Genomic DNA, 23,757 nt, shown 5'->3' with positions numbered 1-23,757 from the left:
AACGTAAAGCTGGAAGATTGGTAAATTTCAAGGTCTCTCTGAGAAGTACCGAGAAAATATTATGGATGGCATGATAATTCTAGAAACAAATTTATATTATGAAGACAAATTATTTTTTCCTATACTTTTTCTTTATCATCCTTACCGGATGTTCGGATGATAAAATAACACCGGAATTACCCCCAAATACAAACGATACGTATGAAGGGGTTCATGATCAAATCAAGTTTTCAAATGAAACCGAGGACTTCACGTATGGAGAACTAGCTTTCTATATCAAGGTACCAGACGGAAGTATTATCGAACGAAAGGCTAAGCACCAACGGATTTCTGGAATATCCCATTTCATCATGGAAAAGGGACTGAAAGAGGGTAAATACCAATTACTCTATATGGAATATACCGTGAAATCGGATTGTCCGGAAATCGACGGACTGAAACGCCAATTCGGATTATGTTGCCAGATAAACATAACCCCGGATGGTATCCGGATAGAAAGCACCTATAACTCCAATATGAAACTTTACGGAGCCGGTACCCCCGATGATCCTTATCTGATCGGATCAAATGATGACTTGAATAAGATCAGAACCGGGATATCCAACCGATATGTGTCCTCTTCCACTTGTTATTCCCAACAAAACAATATTGACATGACCGGCTATAACGACAAATGCGGCTGGGAGGGAAATTGGTACCAGATCGGGCAATCCGCAACTTATCCATTTACCGGATATTATTACGGGAACGGATACTCGATAAAGAACATGACCCTCAAAGATCCAAACAAGATTGCCGCCAGCTTGTTCGGATACGTAAACAAGGCTGTCATCATGGACCTGACAATCCAAAACGCAGACATCACCGGCTATTGTGCCGTATCCGCCATAGCTGGAGCGATCGTCACATCGGGAAGTGGACAAGATCCAACCTTTATCAAGGGATGCACGGTAAAATCATCGACCATCCAAAGTCAAGGGGACGGTATGGGAATCGGTGGAATTGTAGGTTCCGTAGATCCAAACACTAAATTATGGATCGATTCATGCAAAGTAGACGATAATACCGTACAAGGAGCTATAGCCGTAGGCGGTATTCTTGGCGGGGCCAACGTACTTTCGACAACACAAATCACCAACTCCAGTAACGAAAAAGGCAAGGTAGAGGCATATTACATGAACGCAGGAGGAATTGTCGGCTACGCTGATTCCTTATACGTCTATCTCTGCACGAACAAATCGCAGGTAAAAGGCGGCACACACTCACACAAACCTGATCGATTATCTGGTTTCATGGGTACCGGAGGTATCGTCGGCGGAAGCGGAATCAGCTCAATCATAACCTGCCGGAACGAGGGGAGCGTAAATGGCCAGAGAGGTGTTGGAGGGATCATAGGAAGTACTTTAGTCATTCTTAATCCGGCAACATATAATAATACATTTATAGGATGTTGCTCTAATAAGGGCAGAGTCAACGGAAAAGAGAATGTAGGCGGACTATGCGGTGAAGCACAATTAGGAACTTACAAATCTTACAATGAAGGAAAGGTAACAGCAGATGGCTACTATGCCGGTGGCATAATCGGGGCTACCCCATTATCCAGTATCACCAACACAATCAATTTCGGAACTGTATCTGCCTCACGGTTCAGTGGCGGCATGACCGGACAAATACAAAGCGGATCATTGGCGTTAAATGTGAATATGGGCAAGATCTCGGGGAGTACATATATCGGAGGGATGGCCGGTATCGCAGGAGGTTGCCTATCCATGAACTATTGCGCTAACTTAGCAGATGTAGAAGGAAATGGGTATATCGCCGGATTAATCGGAGAAGTCGGCGATTCAAGGGAATGGACAGAGGCCGAGAAACGCTCCGCCATATTCGCCACTATCGAGCTTGGCCTTTCAGTTTTTAATACCGTTGTCGGTATCGCTGATGCGGGAACGACGATCCTTAACAATCTAATCACGTCACACGACGCAGTAATGGAAAGTATCAGTGCCTATTCATTGGGAAAAGAAATGGCCGACCTTTTCCGTCCAATGCAACGAAAGGACTACACAACTTCGCTTAGTGGATTAGTCACCAAGGGGATGGAAAAACTGGAAACAGATATGGATAATATACTGCGAAATAAATTATCAGCTCTTCAGTTTAGCACACCCAATCTTCAATATGGGCGAATGATCGATCAATTCATGAACGAATACAGGAAAAAAGTGATTGCTTGGTATGAGACCGGCAAAAACCATGAGGATTTCCGTGACGCAATGAATTACAAAAGAAATCTTCGCTATAATCAAATACTGGATATCAAGAAAACAGAAAAGATCATCCATACCTTGGCAGACGGGGTATGTTTTATAGCCAGCACAGCCGCTTTTGTCGCCGGATTCGTTGCCACAGGTGGTGTCAGCACGATAATCGCCGCAGCCGGTGTGGTCGTCAGTGTGGTCGGATACGCAAACTCCATAACAGCTATAGCGGACGATTTCCAAGAAAATGCTGTGGTAATCAGCCAATGTGTCAGCTTCGGAAACATTAGGGCGAAAACAGGCCCGTACGGCGATTACAACGGAGGACTCATCGGACATTTTGATGAAGGTTGCCTGATATCGGATTGCCTAAACGGAAGCGATGGCAATAAAATAGGAGGAGCTACGGTAGGAAGTCCGGAAAAGCAAGCTGTCGTAAAAAAATGCCTGAATATCGGTAGCCAGTGGAAAAATTTCGCCTATACGGGTAATGCACTAAGCCGATTTGAAGATAACTATTGCCTAGAAAATACGATCGAAAATAGAAATATCCATGGCGCCACCGGCTTAACCCTGCCACAATTATCGACCACTTCCACATTCCAAGGCTGGGATTTCCAAAGACTTTGGAAGATTCCCTACACAGGACTGGGCTACTTCCCGGTTCCTTATCAATCTGAGATGCAATACAAAGAACCCCAATTATAAAAACAAGCAAATATGAAAACGATTAATAAGCCTATCTGGCACTTACTTCTATACCTGTTCATCTTATCGCTGGCCGGAAGTTGTTCAGATGACGATATGCGGAGAAACAGCATCGGTTCTTCCTTGAAAGAAAACGGCGACCATTCGGTCAGCTCCTTTACTTTGCCCCAAGAGAATAGTGAAATCATCAATAAGGACGGAATCATATACCTACAACTCACGTCATTGAGTGACAATAGCACTCTCGATTTCGAGGGAAACTTAAGATTCCTTTCGGGAAATCTCACTTGCGAAATCTATATCCCGAACAATCAAGAAATCGCCGACGGGGATTATATAATGTGGATACGGAGCGAAATGGAAGGAAATTTATACCCTCAAGGTTATCGCCTTACGTTCCAAGAGCAAATGGTAAGCGCTGTACTTGCCACTGTACATAAATATGACCAATTGCAAGGAGAAGGCACAGTAGATCATCCCTATTTGATCACGTCCACCGAGGACTTCGCATATATGGTACAGCAGCTCCTTATGTATGACAGTAGCCATGGTAAAAACCAATATTTTAAACAGGTAGCCGATATTTTAGCGCCTGTCACCGACTGTCTTTACCAAGGAAATGGTTATAAATGCGCCCCCTTTGCCGGCATATACGATGGAAACTCGAAACAAATACAGGGTATGGCGTTCACTGGAAGTTCCACGGAAGAATCAGTTGGCCTATTTTCCACGCTCCTTGACGGAGCCATCATCCGTAACCTTACCCTTATGGGTGCGAATATCCAAAGTCCAGGCTCCAAATGCGGTCTTCTTGCAGGAGTAGCACAAGGGGAGGTACGTATAGAGAACGTGGAGGTACGTGGTACGATTAATATGGGAAAAGATAAAATCGGAGGGCTGATTGGCTATGCGGAAAAAGCAGGCAACAAACAAGGCCACCTCACGATCAATGATACTAAATTCTATGTAACCTTCGTTGATAACGGGTCTTATGTCGGAGGATTGGTTGGATGGGCCGAAAGCGTACAAATGGATATCAATAATATAACAACATCCTCTCCCTTCGGCATATTAACCGGAAAAGATAATACAGGAGGTTTAATCGGTAAATTGTATGGTACAATATCCGCCAATAACATTAAATTGACACACACCACCGATGATCCGAATATGAAGATCATCACAGGAAATAATCGTACCGGAGGATTGATAGGAGAATTCTATATGACCAATTCTTCCTCTTTAAATAATATCACGATTAATCTGCCTATTGATGGACACGATGAAGTGGGAGGATTGATTGGGAAGCTGTATGCATCTTCAACGAGTTCTTTCACGCTAAGCATAGACACTTATAACAAATCTACGGGATCTCAAGGAGATCAACCTATTAAAGGAGAAAGTAAGATAGGAGGACTAATCGGTTTATCATCCGCAAAACAAGGTAATATCATTTTAAAATTAATCGGGGAATCCACAATCACATCCCCTATCACTTCTTCTGGCAAATATGCGGGGGGTGTTTTAGGCCAAGCGCAACAAACAAAGATAGAATTTAACAATTCCGCCAAAATAAATTTAAACATCGCAAACATAAAGGCCAATCAGTATGCGGGAGGTTTCGCCGGTTCATTGGAAAACGGTGGAACAATTAATGTAAATACACAAAAAGTACAATTAAGCCCTTTAATGTCTATTAGAGGAAACAGTGGATTAGGAGGTTTCTCCGGAATAATTGTATCAACGAATCTCAAAGGAGACTATAAGCCAAACTTCAGCGATACCGATGTGATTACCAATAAGGACGATATGTCATTCTTCGCAGGTAAAATCAATTCTGACGACAAGAGTTCTAGTGCCCAATACATAGGTGGTATAGCGGGAAGCGTAGATAATTCAAGTATAGATGGCTTCTATGTCACTCCTTCTTTATGTGGCAATCGATACGTCGGTGGAATCGCCGGAAGCGTAAATAACACAACCGTCTACAACTGCGCAGCCAATTGTGGCGTATTTAACAACGGAAGTTATAGCGAAGTCTATTCGTTGGGTGGAATCATCGGATATTTATCCAACAACAAAGCGTGCAACTACGAGAATTTGGTGAATTATACATCCATTAATGATGTCGGAGATGGTATAGGAGGTATAATCGGACATGCAGACTGTTCCTCAAACATTACATTGAGAAAAGTCGTAAATCTCAAAAATTTAACCGCTAATTATAGAATAGGTGGTATTATTGGGTACATTTCGGGAACAAGCGTACTTAAAATTTATCACTCTGCAAATTACGGAGATATCAGCGGTAAAAAAGGAAGATGGGATAAAAACGATGCCATAGGTGGTATCGTTGGCTACTCTTCGATGAATGTGCAGATCCATAACTCCGTAAATCACGGACATGTCACAGCAAGTAAAGACTATTGGGGCGCAGGTGGAATTTTAGGATACGCAAACTGTAGTATTCCATGGGTTAATTGTTGTTGTAACTGGGGAAATATAGATCTCTCCAGAGACTCTGAAAAAGAAAATGGCGGTATAGGTGGTCTTATCGGTAGCATCGAACATACGAAAGCAGGCAATTGGAACATAACAGATTGTTATAACCAAGGAACTGTCACAGGGCAAAAGCACTCAACATCCTGGGGAAGGAGAGATTACAGGGGAGGTATTGTCGGAAATATGGGAAAAGACGCAAATTGCCACTTCGTCATAAACGCCGCAAAAGTGGACTATGGGAATGCCCTTGCCGGGTATCTTACCGATAAAAACATGAAGTCGAGCTATTTAGTAAAGGATACGGGAAAAGATTTCGCAGCAACCGCAACCCTGCCAGATAGCCGTAAAGGAGACGAAAGCGAAAAGACTTTATATTCCGGATTCGATTTCCAAGGAACTTGGCAGATAGGAGGAACATACAACCAAATATGCGCACAACTCCCTTATTTGCAATCTTGTTATTTCCAATTCGCAAAATACAACCCATAAGATACGCCCCTTTTAACATCATCTATATATATCCAAATCGGGTGCAAACTATTCATCGGTTTGCGCCCGATTATCACAAAAGACTTCGTATATTTGCGAAGTTTATATCTCATATACATTACTTAATACACGAATACAAAATGAAAAAGTATCTTATTCTTGCCGCATCAGCCCTGCTCCTAGCCGCATGCAGCGAAAAACCGGGTTACGAGATCAACGGTACCGTAGCGAACACCGATCTAAACGGAAAATACGTTTACCTGTATGAATATGGCGTACAAGACGCCGCCCCAATGGATAGCGCATTGGTGCAGAACGGCACGTTCACGTTCAAGGGAACACAGAACGCCCCCGCCTTACGCAAGCTTGCCTTCGCCGAGGATGTCGTGGAACCCAAACGTGCCGCTTCCGGCGAGAACGCCCCTTTCACAAGCATATTCGTATTGGAAAATGGTAAATTACAGGCTATTCTTGATGAGGCAGCTTCCGCCGTTTCTGGAACACCGGAGAATGACGGATTGAAAGCCCTGCAAGCACAAATGAAGACTTTGCGTGCGAATCTGGAGAAGCTTTCCGCCGACATGAAATCAGAGGATAAGGAAGTCGTAAGCGCCGCCGAGAAGAAATATGACGAGATCGACCAAAAGGTAACCGATGCCGTCAAGACTTACATATTGAATAATACGACCAAGCAATCCGCCGCCAAGTTATTATACGATTTCCGTTATAGCTTGGACGAGGCGGCCCAGAACGAGATCATCGCCAAGGCGGACTCCGCTTTCAAGGCCGTTCCGAACATCGATAAGCTCATGGCTCACCTAGATGTACTGAAAACCGTAGCCGTAGGCAAGAAGTTCGTGGACTTCGAGATGGCCGACCCGAACGGTAAGACGCACAAGCTATCCGAGTTCGTAGGCAATGGCAAGAACATCGTATTGATCGATTTCTGGGCAAGTTGGTGCCCTCCTTGCCGCCGGGATATGCCGAATTTGGTAGCCGCTTACAAGAAATATAAGAACAAAGGTTTCGAGATCGTCGGTATCTCCTTGGATAGCAAGGCTGACGCATGGGCGAAAGGCGTAAAGGACCTGAATATCACATGGCCCCAACTCTCCGACTTGCAAGGCTGGAAAAACTCCGGTGCTCAACTATACGGGGTAAACAGCATCCCTCACACCGTATTGGTGGATAAGGACGGAACGATCATCGCCAAGAACCTACATGGCGAGGAGATCGACGCTAAACTTCAAGAAATATTGAAATAATAATAACAATAACACGATATGTCCGCCCAAATCACGTTAAACTGGACGAAGGACTCGACTTTCGAGACCTTGCTGGACGGCCATAAGGTTACGATCGACACAACAGCCGAGAACGGGGGTAATAATGAAGGCCCCCGTCCCAAGGCTTTAATGCTGGTCGCCTTGGCCGGATGCAGCGCAATGGACGTAATCTCCCTTTTCCTTAAAATGAGAGTACGTTTCGACAAAATCTCTATCGACGTAACCGCAGAGACTTCGGATACGATCCCGATGGTATATACCGCATTCCACGCTACATACCATATCGACGGGAACATCGGGGACGCCGCCAAAATAGAGAAAGCGATTCGCCTTTCACAGGAAAAATACTGTGGCGTAGGACTTATGATGAAAAAGATAGGCCCGATTACCTACGATATCTTACTGAACGGCGAACCGCTTAAACCACAAAAACATGAAGATTAGAAAACAGTTCTTACTTTTATTTATCTCTACCAGTCACTTGTTCGTATATGCGCAAAACACGGAACCTTCAATGTTTACGAAAGAGGCTAACGAACAAGTGGTGAAATCACTCCCATTTGATAACAAACAAGATTTTGAAGACGCTACCCGTGGCTTTATCGCCACGATAGACGAACCTTCCATTATCGACGAGACAGGAAAAGAGGTGTATGGATTAACTGTCTGGGATTTCCTGCGTCAAGAGGCTCCGGCATCCGCCAACCCTAGTCTTTGGCGACAAGGGCAACTCAACCGCATACACGGCTTATTTGAGGTATTACCCGGTAAAATATACCAGATACGAGGATTCGACCTCGCGAATATGACGTTTATCCGTAGCGATAACGGTTGGATCGTCATAGATGTATTGCTCTCGAAAGAGACGGCCCTAGCAGGTTATAATCTTCTGAAGAAACATGTAGAAGATCTTCCGGTCAAGGCGGTTATCTATACGCATCCTCATGTGGACCATTTCGCGGGAATAGACGCTATATTGGAGAACGCCCCCAATAAGCCCGAAACGATCGAGATCATTGGCCCCAAGGGTTTCTTTGAAGATGCCGTCAGCGAGAACCTGATGGCGGGTGTAGCCATGGGGCGAAGAGCGACCTATATGTATGGCCGCAGTCTACCTAAAAATGAGAAAGGAAATATAGGTACTGGTTTAGGACAAACTACCGCGGCAGGAACTACGGGCTTGGTCCCTCCTACCCGTGAGATATCCGAGGAGGGCGAGACTTTACGAATTGATGGTGTCGAGATCGTATTCATGTCCGTACCCGGCGCCGAGGCTCCCTCGGAAATCATGATGTACTTCCCTGGGATGAAAGCTTTCTGCGTAGCCGAGGAAATCAACCGTACCCTGCACAACCTGCTGACCTTACGAGGGGCGAAGGTCCGGAACGGCCAATTATGGAGCAAATATATCGACCGGGCGATCACGGAGTGCGGCGATCAGGTAGAGGTATCCTTCTCTACCCACCATTGGCCGACTTGGGGCAATAAGAACATCGTCGCTTACTGGGAAAAGCAGCGGGATCTATATCGCTACTTACACGACCAGACACTTCACCTCGCCAATCAAGGATATACACCTCGAGAAATAGCAGAGATGATTAAATTACCAAGCTCTATCGCCAACGAGTTCGCCAACCGGGGATATTATGGAACCGTTAGCCATAATGTAAAAGCCCAATATCAAATGTATTTCGGCTGGTTCGACGGCATCCCCGCCCATCTGAACCCACTCCCGCCGGTAGAAGAAGGTAAAAAATACGTAGAGGCTATCGGAGGAGAGGACGAGATAATGAAAAAGGCACGAGAGGCATACAATCAAGGAGAATACCGTTGGACGGCTACTTTGCTGAACCATCTCGTTTTCGCTAATCCAAAGCATAAACCCGCCCGCCAATTACTTGCGGACACGTACGCTCAATTGGGCTACCAAGCGGAAAGCGGTCCGTGGCGTAATTTCTACCTGACCGGAGCTATGGAACTGACCGAAGGCATCGCTGGTAAAGGTAAGGCCAACTCAAACCGGGCACGTATGTCCCAGAACCTAAGTCCCGAAATGCTATTCGATTTGCTCGCTATCCAAATAAATGGAGAAAAAGCGGCCGATAAAGACTTAATAATAAATATTATCTTAACCGACACAAACGAACAGGCCACCTTGATCTTAAAGAACGGCGCTTTATCGAACCGCATCGGCCGGCTCCATCCGGCCCCTACCGTAACTTTGGAAGGAGACAAACAAGTCATCTACGCAAGCCTCATGCAGCCGGAGAGTATAGCGGCAAATCTGCAAAACCATAAGTTATCGGTAACCGGGAAACTTGAAAGCCTAAAAGAGCTATTCTCCACTTTTGAGGCTCCGGACGCTTATTTTAATATCATCGAGCCTTAAACCTTTCCCGCCTCTTGCATGGCTGGATTAAAAAATTTATCTTTGTGCGATCTTTAGAGAAAGCGATATTACTATAAAATTAGCATAAGGTTTTATTACACTTTAATATAATAAATTAGCGATTATGATTTATTCACATGAAGTTCAACACATGTGTGTTGTAAAGAAGGGAGCTAACCACCAGTGCGCTCCGATTCCTGAAGAAGGAAAGTGGGTTAGAGCAACTCAGATCACTGATATCTCTGGTTTGACTCACGGTATCGGTTGGTGCGCGCCGAAACAAGGTGGATGTAAGCTGACATTAAACGTTAAAGAAGGAATCATCCAAGAGGCTCTTGTAGAGACAATCGGTTGTTCCGGTATGACTCACTCAGCGGCTATGGCTTCTGAGATCCTTCCGGGTAAAACCCTTTTGGAAGCATTGAACACAGACCTTGTTTGTGACGCTATCAACACCGCTATGCGCGAGTTGTTCTTGCAGATCGTTTACGGTCGTACACAGTCCGCTTTCTCTGAGGGAGGTCTGCCTGTAGGCGCTGGCTTGGAAGACCTTGGTAAAGGTTTGCGTAGCCAAGTGGGTACGATGTTCGGTACATTGGCTAAAGGTCCCCGCTACTTGGAGATGGCCGAGGGATATTGCACACGCATGGCATTAGACGCTGATGACGAAGTAATCGGTTATGAATTCATCCACTTGGGTAAATTCATGGATATGGTTAAGAAGGGTATGGACGCTAACGAGGCACTGGAAAAGGCGAAAGGCTCTTACGGTCGTTTCAAAGAAGCTGTAAAATATATCGATCCTCGTAATGAATAAGAAAACATTTACACGTGTCCTCATCGGGCTGAGCGTTATCACGGCTGTGGCTACGCTTATCACGTATTTCGTGATGAAGCCGGAGAAACCGTGGTTGGCGTTTTACGTGGCTTGTTGTGGCGGTGTATTGGTTTTCAACTTTCTGATATCTTTATTCCTAGTAAATAAGAATTTTAAAAAGTAAAAAAATAATATGGCTTTATTTGAAAGTTATGACCGTCGTATTGATCATATCAACGCGGTATTAAACGAATATGGTATCAACGGTATCGAAGACGCAAAGGCTATCTGCGATGCTAAGGGTATCGACCCTTATACAATGTGTAAGGAAACTCAACCGATTTGTTTCGAGAACGCTTGCTGGGCTTACGTAGTAGGTGCCGCTATCGCTATCAAGAAAGGTTGTACGAACGCTGCCGAGGCTGCCGAGGCTATCGGTATCGGTTTGCAGGCATTCTGTATCGCTGGTTCTGTTGCTGACGACCGTAAGGTGGGTATCGGCCACGGTAACTTGGCCGCTCGTTTGCTTCGCGAGGAGACTAAGTGTTTCGCTTTCTTGGCTGGCCACGAGTCTTTCGCCGCAGCTGAGGGTGCTATCAAGATCGCCGAGATGGCAAACAAGGTTCGTAAAGAGCCTTTGCGTGTTATCTTGAACGGTTTAGGTAAGGATGCCGCTAAGATCATCTCTCGTATCAACGGTTTCACGTATGTACAGACTCAGTTCGACTACATGACAGGTGAGGTGAACGTTATCGAGGAGAAAGCTTACTCTAACGGTCTTCGTGCGAAAGTTAAGTGCTACGGCGCTGACGACGTTCGCGAGGGTGTGGCTATCATGCGTAAGGAAGGTGTTGACGTATCTATCACGGGTAACTCTACGAACCCGACTCGTTTCCAACACCCGGTAGCCGGTACTTATAAGAAAGAATGTATGGAGAACGGTCACCCGTATTTCTCTGTTGCTTCTGGTGGTGGTACGGGCCGTACTTTGCACCCGGACAACATGGCCGCTGGTCCTGCTTCTTATGGTATGACCGACACGATGGGCCGTATGCACGGTGACGCTCAGTTCGCCGGTTCTTCTTCCGTACCTGCTCACGTAGAAATGATGGGCTTCTTGGGTATGGGTAACAACCCGATGGTAGGTGCTACGGTTGCTGTAGCGGTTGCTATCGAGGAAGCTATGAAGAAGTAATCAACTAAACAATAAAATAATTGTTTATATATAGACTCCTGTGATCTTGATGGTTGCAGGAGTTTTTATTTTACTTATCAAAAGGAGAAAAAGGATGACACTAAACATAGACCAAGAGAGTTGTATCAAATGCGGGAAATGCGTACGGGTATGCCCTTCGGATATATTCACGCAAGAAAGGGCCGGAGAGACGATCGGGCTGGTACGTGTGGAAAGCTGCATCGTCTGCGGGCATTGCGTGGACGTATGTCCGACGGGTTCCGTGTCGCACAGCGAATTCCCGCCGGAGAAAACGCATACGATCGATTACAGCCAAATGCCTACGCCGGAGCAGGTGATGTTGCTGATCAAGTCACGCCGTTCCAACCGGACATTGACCTCGAGGCCCGTACCCAAGGAGATGCTGGACAAGATCGTGGAGGCCGCTCATTCTGCGCCGACGGCTACAAACTCCCAAAGCCTTTCGTTTACCGTCGTCACCGATCCGCAAAAGCTACGGCAGGTGAGCGATTATACGATAGGTGTGTTCGACTCCTTGGCGAAGCTATTATTGAATCCCGTCGTGAAATGTGTGGTCAAGCCGTTTATGAAGGATGTCTATAAATACGTACCGGTATTCAATCGGTTGAAAGAGGAACACAAGGCGGGTAAAGATCCGATTCTCCGGAAAGCCACCGCCCTGCTACTGATCCATACACCGAAGTCCAACCGATTCGGAAGTGAGGACGCTAACCTCGCTTATCAAAACGCCTCCTTGATGGCGCAATCGCTTGGGGTAAGCCAGATCTATATGGGCTTTGTGCTCACCGCCATCCGGCACGAAGGAAAAGATACGCTCGCCAAGACGCTAGGGATCGACGGCAAGATACAAGCGATCATGGCGCTCGGCATACCGGCTTTTAAGTATCCGAAGTACACGGACCGGAAAGAGATCGTCAAGAACTATATCGAGTGAGACTTGATGGAGACAACCTTGTCGACCGGGGTATGCGATCCATTGGATTACGCATCGTAAGTCAATGGATTACGATACGTAAGTCATTGACTTATGGTTCGAATCTCATAGGTTTACCGGGCTAGGATCACTCCCGATCACCAGAACTTATTATGCTCCGGGCTGTATTCAAAACCAGCGTCTTTAAGCTTTGTAAGAAGGGATTTCTTGTTCACTTGCAAATCCTCGCATAAATCGTCGAGGGAAGAATAATTGTCACGAAGTTTCATATTGATGAAGCTGAATAGCATCATCGGATCGTTTGGTAATGACATAATCTTACGAATAAAAATGTTATCTATGTTTTACAACACAAAGATAATGCTTTTTCGCCAGATGGAACCCAGACACGATCCTTATTATTTGAATATCGGTTCGCAACAAAACAACCTACAAACTGGTTTTAAATAACGAGAACTTATAATTCAATTGAATGACATGAAAAAATATGTATTAGTAGTAGCGGTAGCCGCAGCCCTATTCAGCTGTAGCGGCAACCCAAAGGCAGACGCCACGCAAACAGACAAGAACAAGCAGGAAACCGCCCAAGTACCGGATATGCACAACGCAGAGACTTCCTTGGATTACTGGGGTGTTTACGAAGGGACATTACCAGCCGCCAGCTCGCCGGGTATTAAAACGACCTTGACATTGAACAAGGATAAAACCTTTACCCTCCGCTCCGAATATATTGACGAGAAAGACGGTATTTTTAATGATAAGGGAACTTACACGCTGGATGGTAACGTCTTGACGGCGAGACAAGAAGGGGGAGACATCACGTATTATAAGGTAGAGGAAGGCCAACTGAAAATGCTGGACCAGCAGAAGCAACCCGTCACGGGCGACTTAGCCAAGTTCTATATCCTTAAGCAAACAAAGAAATTCTAGGCTTTATCCCCATAAGTATATACTTTCAAGGGCAAAAGCATACCCTTTTGTACATGAAAGTATATACTCATTTGCCTAAACCCAAAACTATTCCTACCTTTGCGTCCCTATATAACTATATAATTACTCCAATGAGAATAGCCGCTTAATTTATCTCAAGATGTCGTTCTTTCCATCCGGAAAGCCCTCTATCCGTATAGGGCTAATTTCGTGACGACAGATTCGAGGCTATCGTGAAACCGATCATCATCGGTATTTCTTATCCATTTTAGTATCTCACATTTTAAATCAGTTCACACTATGAGTATCGTAGCGCAAAAAATCACGTATATACATCCGGACAATCAAGTCTTATTCAAGGGGATCGACTTAACGATCAACAAGGGGCAAAAGGTAGCCTTAGTCGGGAACAACGGATCGGGAAAATCCACCTTCCTCCGTATCTTGGCTGGAACCTTGCAAGCGCAGGAAGGGGAGATTATCTATCCGACCCCACCCTATTACGTACCCCAGCATTTCGGGCAATATGATAACCTGACGGTGGCCCAGGCCCTACGTATCGACGGCAAACTAGAAGCCTTGCGGGCGATTACCGAGGGCGACGCCTCCCTCTCTAATTTCAATACGCTGGCGGATGACTGGACGATCGAGGAACGGAGCCTCGCCGCCCTGCACGCTTGGGGTTTGGAGCATATCCTCCTCTCCCAACCGATGCGCACATTAAGTGGCGGCGAGAAAACCAAGGTTTTCCTCTCCGGAATCGAGATCCACCAACCCTCGATCCTACTATTGGATGAGCCGACCAACCATCTGGATAGGCGTAGCCGGGAGAAGTTATACGATTTCATCACGTCTTGCCGTATCACCTTGTTGGTCGTCAGCCACGATCGTACCTTATTGAACCTATTAGCTTCCATAGCGGAATTATCCGTCGGGGGGATCACCCTTTACGGGGGTAATTATGATTTCTACAAGGAACAAAAAGAACAGGAACAGGCTTCCATGCAAGAGAAACTGGAAGCGAAGGAGAAAGAGCTTCGCAGGGTCAGGAAAACCGCCCGTGAGGTAGCCGAGCGAAAACAAAAGCATGAATCCCGGGGAGAGAAGCAAAGCGTCCGGAAAGGAATCCCCCGGATCATGATGGGCGGATTGAAGGAGAACGCCGAGAAAAGCGCCTCCAAACTAAAAGAGGTTCACGAGGACAAGATGGAGAACCTAGCCAACGAGCTAAAGCGAATGCGCTCCTCCCTACCCGACCTTCAAGGCATGAAACTGGATTTCAGCGCATCCGGCTTACACGAAGGCAAGATATTGGTTACCGCCAAGGAGATCAATTTCGGTTACGCCGAGGCCGGCGATCTATGGCCCTCCCCGATGAGCTTCCAGATCAAGAGTGGGGAACGGTGGCTGATACAAGGCGATAACGGTTCCGGCAAGACGACTTTGCTGAAGTTGATTACCGGCCAGTTACCGCCTCGTAGCGGTTCCTTGATCCGTGCGGATTTCTCCTCTATCTATATCGACCAAGAATACTCGATCGTCCGGAACGACCGGACGGTGTACGAGCAAGCGCAAGCCTTCAACGAGCGTCATTTCCAAGAGCACGAGATCAAGACATTGCTAAACCGTTTCCTCTTCCCGCACGACACGTGGGAGAAGAGCTGCGGGAAGCTGAGCGGAGGCGAGAAAATGAGGTTGGCATTCTGTTGCTTGATGATCAGTAACCAGACTCCGGACCTGTTTATCCTAGATGAGCCGACCAATAATCTCGACATCCAAAGCATCGAGATTATCACCTCCATGGTCCGTGCGTACAGGGGCACGATCTTGCTGATCTCGCACGACGCTTATTTTATCCGGGAATTGGGTATCCACCAAATAATAACTACCTTCGCGGGTAGGTTAAAGACGAATTTATGAAGACGTTACTTGACGTGCATACCCATACGGTAGCCAGTGGGCATGCCTTTAGCACCCTGCAAGAAATGGCAGTGGCCGCCTCCGAGAAAGGATTGAAGTTACTAGGTATAACAGAGCATGCCCCCGGCATACCGGGGACATGCTCCCCGATTTACTTCCGCAACCTACATGTGGTTCCCCGCCGGATATACGGTGTCGAGTTATTGCTCGGAGCGGAATTGAACATCATCGACTATAAGGGTACGATCGATATGGGCGAGGAGTACTTCCCGATGCTGGATATCCGGATAGCAGGCATCCACTCGCTTTGCTACAAACCGGGAACGGTCGAGCAGAATACGGAGGCGATGATCGGGGCGATCCGCAACCCGCATGTCCACATCATCAGTCACCCGGGAGACGGTACGGCCGAGGTGGATTTCGAACCTATCGTATTAGCGTCCAAAGAGCATCACACGTTGCTGGAGATCAACAACAGCTCTCTCAACCCGGTCCGCAAGAAACTCACCGCCAGAGATAATAACCTCACGATCTTGCGCCTATGCAAGAAATACGAGGTTCCTGTGATTTTAGGTAGCGACGCGCATATATCTTTCGATATAGCCCGGTACGATCATATCTACGAGTTATTGCAAGAGACACGATTTCCGGAGGAATTGATATTGAACGACAAGGTAGAGGCGTTCAAGAAGTTCATAGGGAGATAAGCGGTGCCTTACATCCGGGCAGATACATTCCTGTAGCCGGGCAGATACACGTACGTACCCGCCCGGGTGCATCTTTACTTACAATGTTCCTTTATTAATTTGTCCACGACAGGATCACCCAACTCCTTCGCCTTGTTGAAAGCCTCGCACGCTTCCGCCTTCTTACCCTGACGGACGTAGCAGATGCCTCGCAAACGATAGCAAGAGGCGAAATCCGGAGCGATCCGCAAGGCATTCTCTAAGCTCCTCAACGCCTGATCATAGTTTTCCATACGAATATATACGGACGCTTCCTCCGCCGGATAAGTCGGGTCGCCCGGATTCAAGCGGATCGCGGATTGGATATCGGCCAAGGCTCCGGGGAAATCGCTCATGCGGAACTTCGCTTGCTCGCGGTAATAGAAGAAGCGGTCGCCAACCTGTCCTTTCAAGAGATCGTAGTATAAATCATAATCGTCCACGGCCTCCTTGTATTGCATCAGTTTCAAGCGGAGATCCACCCGTTCCAAGATATAGGGAGCGGCCTCGTTCGTTAGCGGGTTCCCGCATTTGGCGATGGCGCTATCCAGCAAGGCGATGATATCCCCGAAGTTAGCGCCACGGATATTCGCCTTCGCCTTCGCCGCCCAATACCAAGAGGTAGAGGAAGCCATATCGCTATCGTTCACCTTCATATAATCAGCGAACGCCTGCTCGAAATCTCCTTTATAAAAATGGATGTCCCCTTCCAATTGGCGATAGACCGGCAAGTCCTCCTCCCCGATCGCCTTTTGTATCGCCTCGGTAGCGGCATCGACGGTCCACTGCTCCTTATTCAAGGTCGTATCCGCGGCGGCCACGCCGTAGATCAGCTTGGCTCGGTTGAACCAGATATCCCCTTTCCGCTCGCTGAAGCGGGAAGCCGTGTTTATATCTTCCAACGCCTTATCCAGATAAGCCCCCTGCTCGGCCTCCGTAGGAGCCAGATCCGCACGGTGGTAAGCGTAATGATTGGCACGGTTCAAATACCCGTCGGGAGAATCCGGGAAAGTGGCGATGAAATCATTCAAGGTAGCCAGATACGTCTTTGGGTCTTGCGAGCTTGCCATCAGATATAAGGAAACCTGCGCTTGGCTCACGTCCGACGGCCACGCCTTCCGGATACCAATCCGGCTATAGGTGGAATTAAAGGCGTCCGCCGACTGGATCGTCAGGCTATTCGCGTATCCCGCCGAGACCGCATAGGAATCTTCTTTCTTCCCCGACGCATCTTCCTGCGCCAAGCCGAACACCTCGCCGTCCGCCGTCAATACAGGAGCGTTTACCTGCCCGCTCTCCAGCGCCATCGACAATTTATAATAGCTGAACGGCTCCTTCAACTTACTGACCTCCGAGACCGGTCCTTCCCCGAACTTCGTGATCTTACCGGTCGAGTAAGGCATCAGATAAGCGATAACTCCTTGCGAGATCGGCTCACGGGCGATCGGCAAGAACACAGCTTTCTTCGGAACCTCTACCTTGAACTTGATCACGTCATATAATTCATCAGCCCCCAAGATGCGGCTTACCGGATATTCTTTTCCGTCGGCGTCGGTCACGGTCGCCCTCGCCGCGTCCTTAAACAAGGAATAGCCGGACAACGCCTCACCGGTCTCGGTAATGAAAAATCCCGTACCGGACGCTTTCTTCTGGTTATCTTTTCCATAAGTAGTAACGGTAACCACCGCCTTTCGTTGCTTATCCATCCATTTGGGCGCTTTCTTTTGCGCCGCCACCCAAAATACTTGGCAACAAATCGTAATCAACAGAACAATTCTTCTCATTTCGTTTTCATGTTATCAGAATATACGTCGCAAATGTAAATATTTATACCGGATAGGCGAACAAATTAGGGAATTAATCTATTATGAGTATATTCGCGGAAACACTTATAAAAAACCGCAAGATTATGAGACTAAAATCATGTATGCTTATGTGTAGTTTATTCATGGCGAGCTTAGCCTCCGCTAGTAACTTCGCCTCGGATTCTTTCAAGACCAAGAGCGGAAAAGAACTGATCATCACGTTCATCAAGCACGGCAGCCTGATGCTTACGTACGACAATCATTCGATACAGGTAGATCCTGTCTCCGAATACGCCGATTATACGACTTTCCCGAAAGCCGATATCATCTTGATTACCCACGAGCATGGCGACCATCTGGACCCGAAAGCGATACAAGCCGTCGAGAAAAGCGGTACGGAAATCATCGCCAACGAGAACAGCCAAAAGAAGCTGGGAAAAGGGAAGGTCCTAAAAAACGGCGATACGGATACCTCCATCAGCTATATGAAGATAGAGGCCGTCCCCGCCTATAACACCACGCCCGGCCGGGATAAATATCATCCCCGCCACCGGGATAATGGCTATATCCTCACGTTCGACGGACTAAGAGTCTATATAGCCGGCGATACGGAAGACATCCCGGAGATGAAAGACCTGAAAGACATCGATATCGCTTTCCTTCCCGTCAACCAGCCTTATACCATGACCGTCCCGCAAGCGGCGAAAGCGGCCAAGATGTTCTCGCCTAAAATCCTATACCCTTACCATTACGGGGATACGAAGATCGGCGAGTTGAAAGATGCCTTGAAAGGTAGCGGCATCGACGTGAGGATACGGGAGCTACAATGACGACAAGGCACGGCTCGCCTTTAAGATATTCCGCCGGTACACCCAGCAAGCCAAGAGGAAATAAACGACGCATTGCACCCACAACGTCACGTACTCCACACCGACTTGCTCAATCGACGCTCCCATCGAGTTGAGCTGTACATAGGCCAGCGTAGCGGGAGCCGCCGGAATGATATAATGGGCCATTTGCCAATACCAAGGCATCAATTCCAAGGGATAAGAGACTCCGGAAAGGAAGATCAAGCCTACCGAGAAGAAAGCGATCATCAATAACGGAGCCTCCGAGTCCGTAAAGAAATAAGAGGCGGCCAGCCCAAAGAAGCTGGTAGCCAGCAAGAAAGGTATCAGCAGGATCAAGGTGTTCAGATAATTACCGATATCCGGCAGGCCAAACAATAGCGGTATCAAGCCCAACAAGAACAAAGCGAAAATCGTATACAATACGCAATACACAAAGGTCTTGCTGATTATCACCCTAGCGATCCGGCCAAAGGATAATCCCTCGGAGGCGAAACGAACGATGGTACCCGAATCCCGCTCTTCCCCGCTTATCATACCGATCACCATCAACAAGGTCTGGAACATAATGACGATCAATACCGCCGGGATCAAATAGGTTCCATATCCTTCCGTAAAATTATACAACGCCGTCCCGACCACTGATATGGGTTGCGCCGAAACGATCTTGGAAGCGTCTTGCTGGGGCAAGAACACCAACATCTCCGGACGATACCGATCGTTCAACGCCAACATGGCACCGCTGGACGCCTCCTGCATCGCCATATAATATAGGAAGGCGCTTGTCGTCTGGTACATGATAAACAGGGATTCATTCCCTCGTGCCACCCGGGTCTCGAAATCAGAGGGAAGATACAAGATACCTACGGCATCCCCCTCCTTCATCCACTCCTGCGCCTCAGCGTAATCCAAACCATCGGCGATTACCGAGACTTGCGGAGTGGCGTTCAGCAAACGGATGTACTCCCGGCTCAAGTCGGTCTTTGAGTCATCGACGACTACTACCGGGGCGTTACGCACCAGATCCGGGGCATACATATAATTATACAGCAGGCCATAGAGAAATATACCTCCTACCAAGACGAGCAAGATAGCATAGCTCGTGGAGATCGTCTTAAACTCGTCCTTGACCAAGGAAGCGATATCCGCCAAGGTTCCTTTCATATTATCGGATGTTCTCATATTTATGACTTAAAATAGCGGTTTTCAAATGTGGCAACAGCACCAATGCCAATAACATAAACGCAAACAACGAACTTACGTTTACCCATGTATAAGGGAATCCGTAATCGCCATACAATAAGTTCTGGTTGATCTCCACGAAATGCCGTACCGGAAACAGGTACGAGGCGTAATGTACGGGAGCGTACATGGAATCGACCGGGAAAGTAACGCCGCATAAAGTAGCCCCCAGCGAACCGACCATCGACACCACGCTAATCACGATCGCTATAGCGGGAAACAACGAGAACAGGAATACCGCCAACGCTTGCGTAGCGACCACGAATAAGATCGCCGTCAAGTTCAACGGCCAGAAACCGCAAGCGAAAGGAATATGCATGACCCCGAACATGATGTAGTTAGCGAAGACGCTCATGATACAAAAGATAATCGTATAAGGGAGCAGTTTGCCCACCACCGCCACGAACATATTCATCCGTGCCGCCTCCAGCCATTCATCGCCTGTCCGGAACTTGATCTCGCTACCGATAGCGTACACCGTAACCAGCAAAATGATCACTTGGAAAAAGACAAAGAAAAAAGGATTGCTCAGATAAACGGAATAATCCAGATCCGGGTTGAACAGCGGGTGGCTACTGGATCGTACCGGTAATAGGAAGGTGGTTATCTGATTCTCCCCCAGCCCCATCGCCGTAGCTTGCACAACCACCGGGGCGAGGGAAAGCGTACGCAGCAGGGTCTCGAAGGCCCCACGTACCTCACCGCCCACGCTCAACAAGGCATAGTGGTAATAATACGATAAAGTAGCGTCACGCCCCGCCGTGGCATCCGCCTCAAACTGATTGGGGATCACTAGATAACCGTAGATTTCTTTTGCTTGGGTAGCACGGCGAGCGGTCTCTTGGTCCGTATAATGCCGGGTTACCCGGAAAGTCGGTACCGCCTCTACCTGCCGGATGATCTCCCGGGACATGGAGGTGTTGTCTTGGTCCACTACCGCTATCGGTATGTTCTCCATCTGCCCGCTTCCGAAAATCGTAGACATGAAGAATATACAGAACAAAGGCAACACGATACACACCCCGAAGTATAGCCTCCGGGAAACCATGCGATCCAGTTCCCGACGTAAAACCATATAGAAAGGACTCTTCTTTAGCATAGCGACAATAAATTATTTAGTTGTAGAGACGGGGCGTGCCCCGTCTCCCACCGTCCGACAGTAACTTTAAATACTATTTCGAGGGGATGAGACGGGGCACGCCCCGTCTCTACAACCGGATAGTATCAAGGGAGTTGATAGAGTACGGACATACCGGGACGTAATCCCTCCACCTTCTCCACCGGTAAGGCATGTATCTCGAAGGTCCGCAAGTCATAGCTACCTGTCTGCTTGGTAGATTTCCAAGTAGCGAAACTGCCCAACGGACTGATATAATTGATCTTGAATTCAATATCCTTCTTATCGATCGCCGGTACATCGGCGACAAACGTTCCTCCCATCTTAAATAAAGGCAAACGATCCTCACGTACGTTCAATACCACATGCACGTCATCTAATACGACTAAGTTCATGATTGGCATCCCGGCCCCAACCAACTCTCCCCGTTTCGGGAAAATAGCTGAGATTTGTCCGGATTCCGGAGCCGTCAACCGAGCGTCCTGTAAGAGAGCCGCCACCTCCTCCACGGTTCCTTGCGCCGCCGTCACCAACGAGCGGGCGCTCTCCTTATCTTGTATCTGCGCCCCGTCTACCGCCATTTGATATTGGCTATAAGCGGCACGTTCGGCGGCCTCAGCCGCTTTATACATGGCCTCCACCTCATCTTTACGCTGTGAGGTTACCACGCTATCTTTATACAAGGCATTGACCCGATCATAGGTAATCTTCGCCAATTGTAAATCCGATTTGGATTTATTCCACAATTGTTGCAAGGAAGCGATGATTTGCTTTCGTGTACCCTCATCCACTTTCTGGTGCTGATACTTCGCTATGTTCTCCATGGCGTTCACCTGTTGATATTTAGCCAATGCCTCCGGACTATTGATGACTACCAAGGTATCGCCTTGGCGTACATTCTGTCCCTCTTTTACCAGAAAGGTATCGATACGCCCCGGTAACTTGCCGGAGATACGTATTTCCGTTGCCTCGATCTGCCCTTGCAAGATCACCGGCTTCTTTTTCAACAAGATCATCCCGATCAACGAGACAACTATAACAATCGCCAAGACTGCGACGAAGGCCACACTCAAATATCTCTTAGTTTTATCCATAACTCCTAAATTTTCAATTCTCAATTTTCAATTCCCCAAAAGCTCCTCGGTCTTTCCCTCCATCTTGTATTGGTGGAACTGCTCCGGCGTACCGCAGACAGACAGCAGATTAATCAAGGCTACATCATACTGATAATAAGCCAAAAGAAAAGCGGTCTTCACCTTCGCCAGCATAACCTCGGCATCGACTACCTCCGTAGAAGTAGCCATTCCCTCTTGGAAGGATTTCTTCCGCACCCGGACCAGTTCCCGGCTCATCTCGATCGTCGTATCCAAAGCCTTTACGTTATCCAAGGCATTTTGTAGCTGGCTGTAGAATTTATCGATACCGACCTCCAGATCCGTAATCGCCTTCTCCTTACCCAAACGAAGCGACTGACTAGCGATCTTTGCCTGCCGGATGGTTTTCTCCCGGTTCAAGCCATCAAAAATATTCCACGTAAAACCAACTCCCACCATCGTACGAGGCAACAAATATTTATCCAGTCCATCAGCGTACAAAGTCTGTTTGCCGAATAAAGCGATATTCGGGACATAAGCGGACCGGCCGATCTTTAGTTGATTATCGGCTACAACCTGCTGCAATTTCAATTGATTGACTATATAATTATTCATCGGAACCAGATCCTTGAAGTATTGAGCCGGAGGAAGCGCCTCATTAATGAATAAAGGAGTCGTGGTACGTACGTCACTCCCCTCCTCCATATTAATCAAGCTTTTAAACGCCTGTTGAGCGACCGTTAAATCCTTACGGGCCGATTCCAGTTCTCGTTTCGCCTCGTCCATACTTACCTGAGCGAACAGACGCTCGGCCCGATTGATCATCCCGTTTTGCTCTAATTTAAGGGCTTGGTCATAATGGGTTTTCAAAGAATTGTACACTTCCGTTTTTACGTCCACCACACTTTGTCCCAGACGAAGCCCGAAATAAGCCTCGATCAATAAGGATTGTTGGTTGGCATCCACTTGATTCCTATTCACCTCCGCTATAGAGACCATCGTCTTTCCGATCTTGTTCGCGTAGATACGTTTTCCTCCCGTGAAAACAGGCCACGTCACCGTAGCGTCTATAGAAGTGATGTTTTGGGAGATCAGCGGAAGCGAGAAAGTACCTTGCCCGATCTTATCCAATACCGACATGATCAGCTCATTATCCGGGATATAATTATGGACAAACTCCTTCGCCGGTTCCGTATATTTACTCAGCGACTGCCGTACCTCTATCGGATTCGACATATGTACGAAAGCACCCGCGGCGTTCACCGACGGATACCAAAAAGCGTTTAGCTTTTGATGCTCATTCCGAGCCCATTCCACTTCTTTCCCTGCTATTTTCAAGCTTTTATTTTCCTTATGAAGCAGGTCGAGAGATTGTTCCAAGCTTAAATCCACATCGTTCCCTTGGCTCCATGAAGCACATGGAAGAAGATACAGCAAAAGAATACTGTAAGATACTATATTACTCACCATAAACTCA

19 protein-coding genes are annotated in these 23,757 nt (G+C 47.4%); 13 read left to right on the top strand and 6 right to left on the bottom strand.

Annotated elements, in window-relative coordinates; genetic code table 11:
- Positions 1–98 precede the first annotated feature (98 nt).
- The 9 genes from NBH07_RS00275 to NBH07_RS00235 all read left to right on the top strand — a co-directional run bounded on the left by NBH07_RS00275 (position 99) and on the right by NBH07_RS00235 (position 12,599).
- Positions 99–2,966, top strand: coding sequence for a hypothetical protein (locus NBH07_RS00275; RefSeq protein WP_009017796.1), 2,868 nt, complete (start codon positions 99–101; stop codon positions 2,964–2,966).
- A gap of 12 nt (positions 2,967–2,978) precedes the next feature.
- Positions 2,979–5,957 (top strand): M26 family metallopeptidase, encoded by a 2,979-nt coding sequence (locus NBH07_RS00270; RefSeq protein ID WP_156682644.1) that lies wholly within the window; start codon positions 2,979–2,981, stop codon positions 5,955–5,957.
- Between the two features lie 140 nt (positions 5,958–6,097).
- A complete protein-coding gene (locus tag NBH07_RS00265) occupies positions 6,098–7,222 on the top strand; it encodes a redoxin domain-containing protein (RefSeq protein ID WP_009017794.1) in 1,125 nt (374 codons plus the stop codon).
- A gap of 18 nt (positions 7,223–7,240) precedes the next feature.
- Entirely contained in the window at positions 7,241–7,687 is a 447-nt protein-coding gene (locus tag NBH07_RS00260; protein WP_005855911.1) for an OsmC family protein, read from the top strand.
- Positions 7,677–9,632: an alkyl/aryl-sulfatase gene (locus tag NBH07_RS00255; RefSeq protein ID WP_039848680.1), complete on the top strand. Its 1,956-nt coding sequence runs from the start codon at positions 7,677–7,679 to the stop codon at positions 9,630–9,632. The genes NBH07_RS00260 and NBH07_RS00255 overlap by 11 nt, the downstream gene beginning before the upstream one ends.
- Positions 9,633–9,756: 124 nt before the next feature.
- Positions 9,757–10,449, top strand: a complete 693-nt coding sequence (locus NBH07_RS00250) for an iron-sulfur cluster assembly scaffold protein (protein WP_005855907.1) — start codon at positions 9,757–9,759, stop codon at positions 10,447–10,449.
- Complete coding sequence (locus NBH07_RS00245) at positions 10,442–10,633, top strand: hypothetical protein (RefSeq protein ID WP_005855905.1); 192 nt, start codon at positions 10,442–10,444, stop codon at positions 10,631–10,633. The genes NBH07_RS00250 and NBH07_RS00245 overlap by 8 nt, the downstream gene beginning before the upstream one ends.
- Positions 10,634–10,642: 9 nt before the next feature.
- A complete protein-coding gene (locus NBH07_RS00240) occupies positions 10,643–11,644 on the top strand; it encodes a GGGtGRT protein (protein ID WP_005855903.1) in 1,002 nt (333 codons plus the stop codon).
- Between the two features lie 94 nt (positions 11,645–11,738).
- On the top strand, positions 11,739–12,599 hold the full coding sequence (locus NBH07_RS00235; RefSeq protein WP_005855901.1) for a nitroreductase family protein: 861 nt from the start codon (positions 11,739–11,741) through the stop codon (positions 12,597–12,599).
- Positions 12,600–12,736: 137 nt separating this feature from the next.
- On the opposite strand, the gene NBH07_RS00230 is transcribed toward NBH07_RS00235, so the two are convergent.
- Complete coding sequence (locus NBH07_RS00230) at positions 12,737–12,913, bottom strand: DUF4250 domain-containing protein (protein WP_005855899.1); 177 nt, start codon at positions 12,911–12,913, stop codon at positions 12,737–12,739.
- A gap of 163 nt (positions 12,914–13,076) precedes the next feature.
- On the opposite strand from NBH07_RS00230, the gene NBH07_RS00225 reads away from it, so the two are divergent.
- From NBH07_RS00225 to NBH07_RS00215, 3 genes are all read left to right on the top strand, one after another.
- Positions 13,077–13,529 (top strand): copper resistance protein NlpE, encoded by a 453-nt coding sequence (locus NBH07_RS00225; protein ID WP_005855897.1) that lies wholly within the window; start codon positions 13,077–13,079, stop codon positions 13,527–13,529.
- A 300-nt stretch (positions 13,530–13,829) separates the two neighbouring features.
- On the top strand, positions 13,830–15,449 hold the full coding sequence (gene abc-f / locus NBH07_RS00220) for a ribosomal protection-like ABC-F family protein (protein ID WP_156682646.1): 1,620 nt from the start codon (positions 13,830–13,832) through the stop codon (positions 15,447–15,449).
- Positions 15,446–16,156 (top strand): phosphatase, encoded by a 711-nt coding sequence (locus NBH07_RS00215; RefSeq protein WP_008780305.1) that lies wholly within the window; start codon positions 15,446–15,448, stop codon positions 16,154–16,156. The genes abc-f and NBH07_RS00215 overlap by 4 nt, the downstream gene beginning before the upstream one ends.
- A 74-nt stretch (positions 16,157–16,230) precedes the next feature.
- On the opposite strand, the gene NBH07_RS00210 is transcribed toward NBH07_RS00215, so the two are convergent.
- On the bottom strand, positions 16,231–17,958 hold the full coding sequence (locus tag NBH07_RS00210; RefSeq protein WP_156682647.1) for a tetratricopeptide repeat-containing S1 family peptidase: 1,728 nt from the start codon (positions 17,956–17,958) through the stop codon (positions 16,231–16,233).
- Between the two features lie 125 nt (positions 17,959–18,083).
- Between NBH07_RS00210 and NBH07_RS00205 the strand changes: the two genes are divergently transcribed.
- Positions 18,084–18,809, top strand: a complete 726-nt coding sequence (locus NBH07_RS00205) for an MBL fold metallo-hydrolase (protein WP_022191785.1) — start codon at positions 18,084–18,086, stop codon at positions 18,807–18,809.
- Here the strand turns inward: NBH07_RS00205 and NBH07_RS00200 are convergent.
- From NBH07_RS00200 to NBH07_RS00185, 4 genes are all read right to left on the bottom strand, one after another.
- Positions 18,801–20,009, bottom strand: a complete 1,209-nt coding sequence (locus NBH07_RS00200; protein WP_005855888.1) for an ABC transporter permease — start codon at positions 20,007–20,009, stop codon at positions 18,801–18,803. The two genes, NBH07_RS00205 and NBH07_RS00200, sit on opposite strands and share 9 nt — an antisense overlap.
- Positions 19,993–21,168 carry an ABC transporter permease gene (locus NBH07_RS00195; protein WP_009017785.1) on the bottom strand — a complete coding sequence of 392 codons (1,176 nt, stop codon included), beginning with the start codon at positions 21,166–21,168 and terminating at the stop codon, positions 19,993–19,995. Before NBH07_RS00195 ends, NBH07_RS00200 begins: the two co-directional genes overlap by 17 nt.
- Positions 21,169–21,293: 125 nt before the next feature.
- Positions 21,294–22,280, bottom strand: coding sequence for an HlyD family secretion protein (locus NBH07_RS00190; protein ID WP_005868022.1), 987 nt, complete (start codon positions 22,278–22,280; stop codon positions 21,294–21,296).
- A gap of 27 nt (positions 22,281–22,307) precedes the next feature.
- Entirely contained in the window at positions 22,308–23,750 is a 1,443-nt protein-coding gene (locus NBH07_RS00185) for a TolC family protein (protein WP_011966495.1), read from the bottom strand.
- Positions 23,751–23,757 lie beyond the last annotated feature (7 nt).

The organism is Parabacteroides sp. B2-S-102 (assembly GCF_023656665.1).
GTDB lineage: Bacteria > Bacteroidota > Bacteroidia > Bacteroidales > Tannerellaceae > Parabacteroides > Parabacteroides distasonis.
Note: the sequence above shows the minus strand (reverse complement) of the source record. Positions and strands in the feature narration are given on the sequence as shown.

Bases quoted from the DNA above. Each gene is read 5' to 3' on its own strand.
- NBH07_RS00205 (WP_022191785.1), top strand. From the start codon at position 18,084: ATGAGACTAAAATCATGTATGCTTATGTGTAGTTTATTCATGGCGAGC.
- NBH07_RS00215 (WP_008780305.1), top strand. From the start codon at position 15,446: ATGAAGACGTTACTTGACGTGCATACCCATACGGTAGCCAGTGGGCAT.
- NBH07_RS00235 (WP_005855901.1), top strand. From the start codon at position 11,739: ATGACACTAAACATAGACCAAGAGAGTTGTATCAAATGCGGGAAATGC.
- NBH07_RS00185 (WP_011966495.1), bottom strand. From the start codon at position 23,750: ATGGTGAGTAATATAGTATCTTACAGTATTCTTTTGCTGTATCTTCTT.
- NBH07_RS00240 (WP_005855903.1), top strand. From the start codon at position 10,643: ATGGCTTTATTTGAAAGTTATGACCGTCGTATTGATCATATCAACGCG.
- NBH07_RS00225 (WP_005855897.1), top strand. From the start codon at position 13,077: ATGAAAAAATATGTATTAGTAGTAGCGGTAGCCGCAGCCCTATTCAGC.
- NBH07_RS00195 (WP_009017785.1), bottom strand. From the start codon at position 21,168: ATGCTAAAGAAGAGTCCTTTCTATATGGTTTTACGTCGGGAACTGGAT.
- NBH07_RS00245 (WP_005855905.1), top strand. From the start codon at position 10,442: ATGAATAAGAAAACATTTACACGTGTCCTCATCGGGCTGAGCGTTATC.
- NBH07_RS00260 (WP_005855911.1), top strand. From the start codon at position 7,241: ATGTCCGCCCAAATCACGTTAAACTGGACGAAGGACTCGACTTTCGAG.
- NBH07_RS00210 (WP_156682647.1), bottom strand. From the start codon at position 17,958: ATGAGAAGAATTGTTCTGTTGATTACGATTTGTTGCCAAGTATTTTGG.
- NBH07_RS00250 (WP_005855907.1), top strand. From the start codon at position 9,757: ATGATTTATTCACATGAAGTTCAACACATGTGTGTTGTAAAGAAGGGA.
- NBH07_RS00230 (WP_005855899.1), bottom strand. From the start codon at position 12,913: ATGTCATTACCAAACGATCCGATGATGCTATTCAGCTTCATCAATATG.
- NBH07_RS00255 (WP_039848680.1), top strand. From the start codon at position 7,677: ATGAAGATTAGAAAACAGTTCTTACTTTTATTTATCTCTACCAGTCAC.
- NBH07_RS00265 (WP_009017794.1), top strand. From the start codon at position 6,098: ATGAAAAAGTATCTTATTCTTGCCGCATCAGCCCTGCTCCTAGCCGCA.
- abc-f (WP_156682646.1), top strand. From the start codon at position 13,830: ATGAGTATCGTAGCGCAAAAAATCACGTATATACATCCGGACAATCAA.
- NBH07_RS00275 (WP_009017796.1), top strand. From the start codon at position 99: ATGAAGACAAATTATTTTTTCCTATACTTTTTCTTTATCATCCTTACC.
- NBH07_RS00190 (WP_005868022.1), bottom strand. From the start codon at position 22,280: ATGGATAAAACTAAGAGATATTTGAGTGTGGCCTTCGTCGCAGTCTTG.
- NBH07_RS00200 (WP_005855888.1), bottom strand. From the start codon at position 20,009: ATGAGAACATCCGATAATATGAAAGGAACCTTGGCGGATATCGCTTCC.
- NBH07_RS00270 (WP_156682644.1), top strand. From the start codon at position 2,979: ATGAAAACGATTAATAAGCCTATCTGGCACTTACTTCTATACCTGTTC.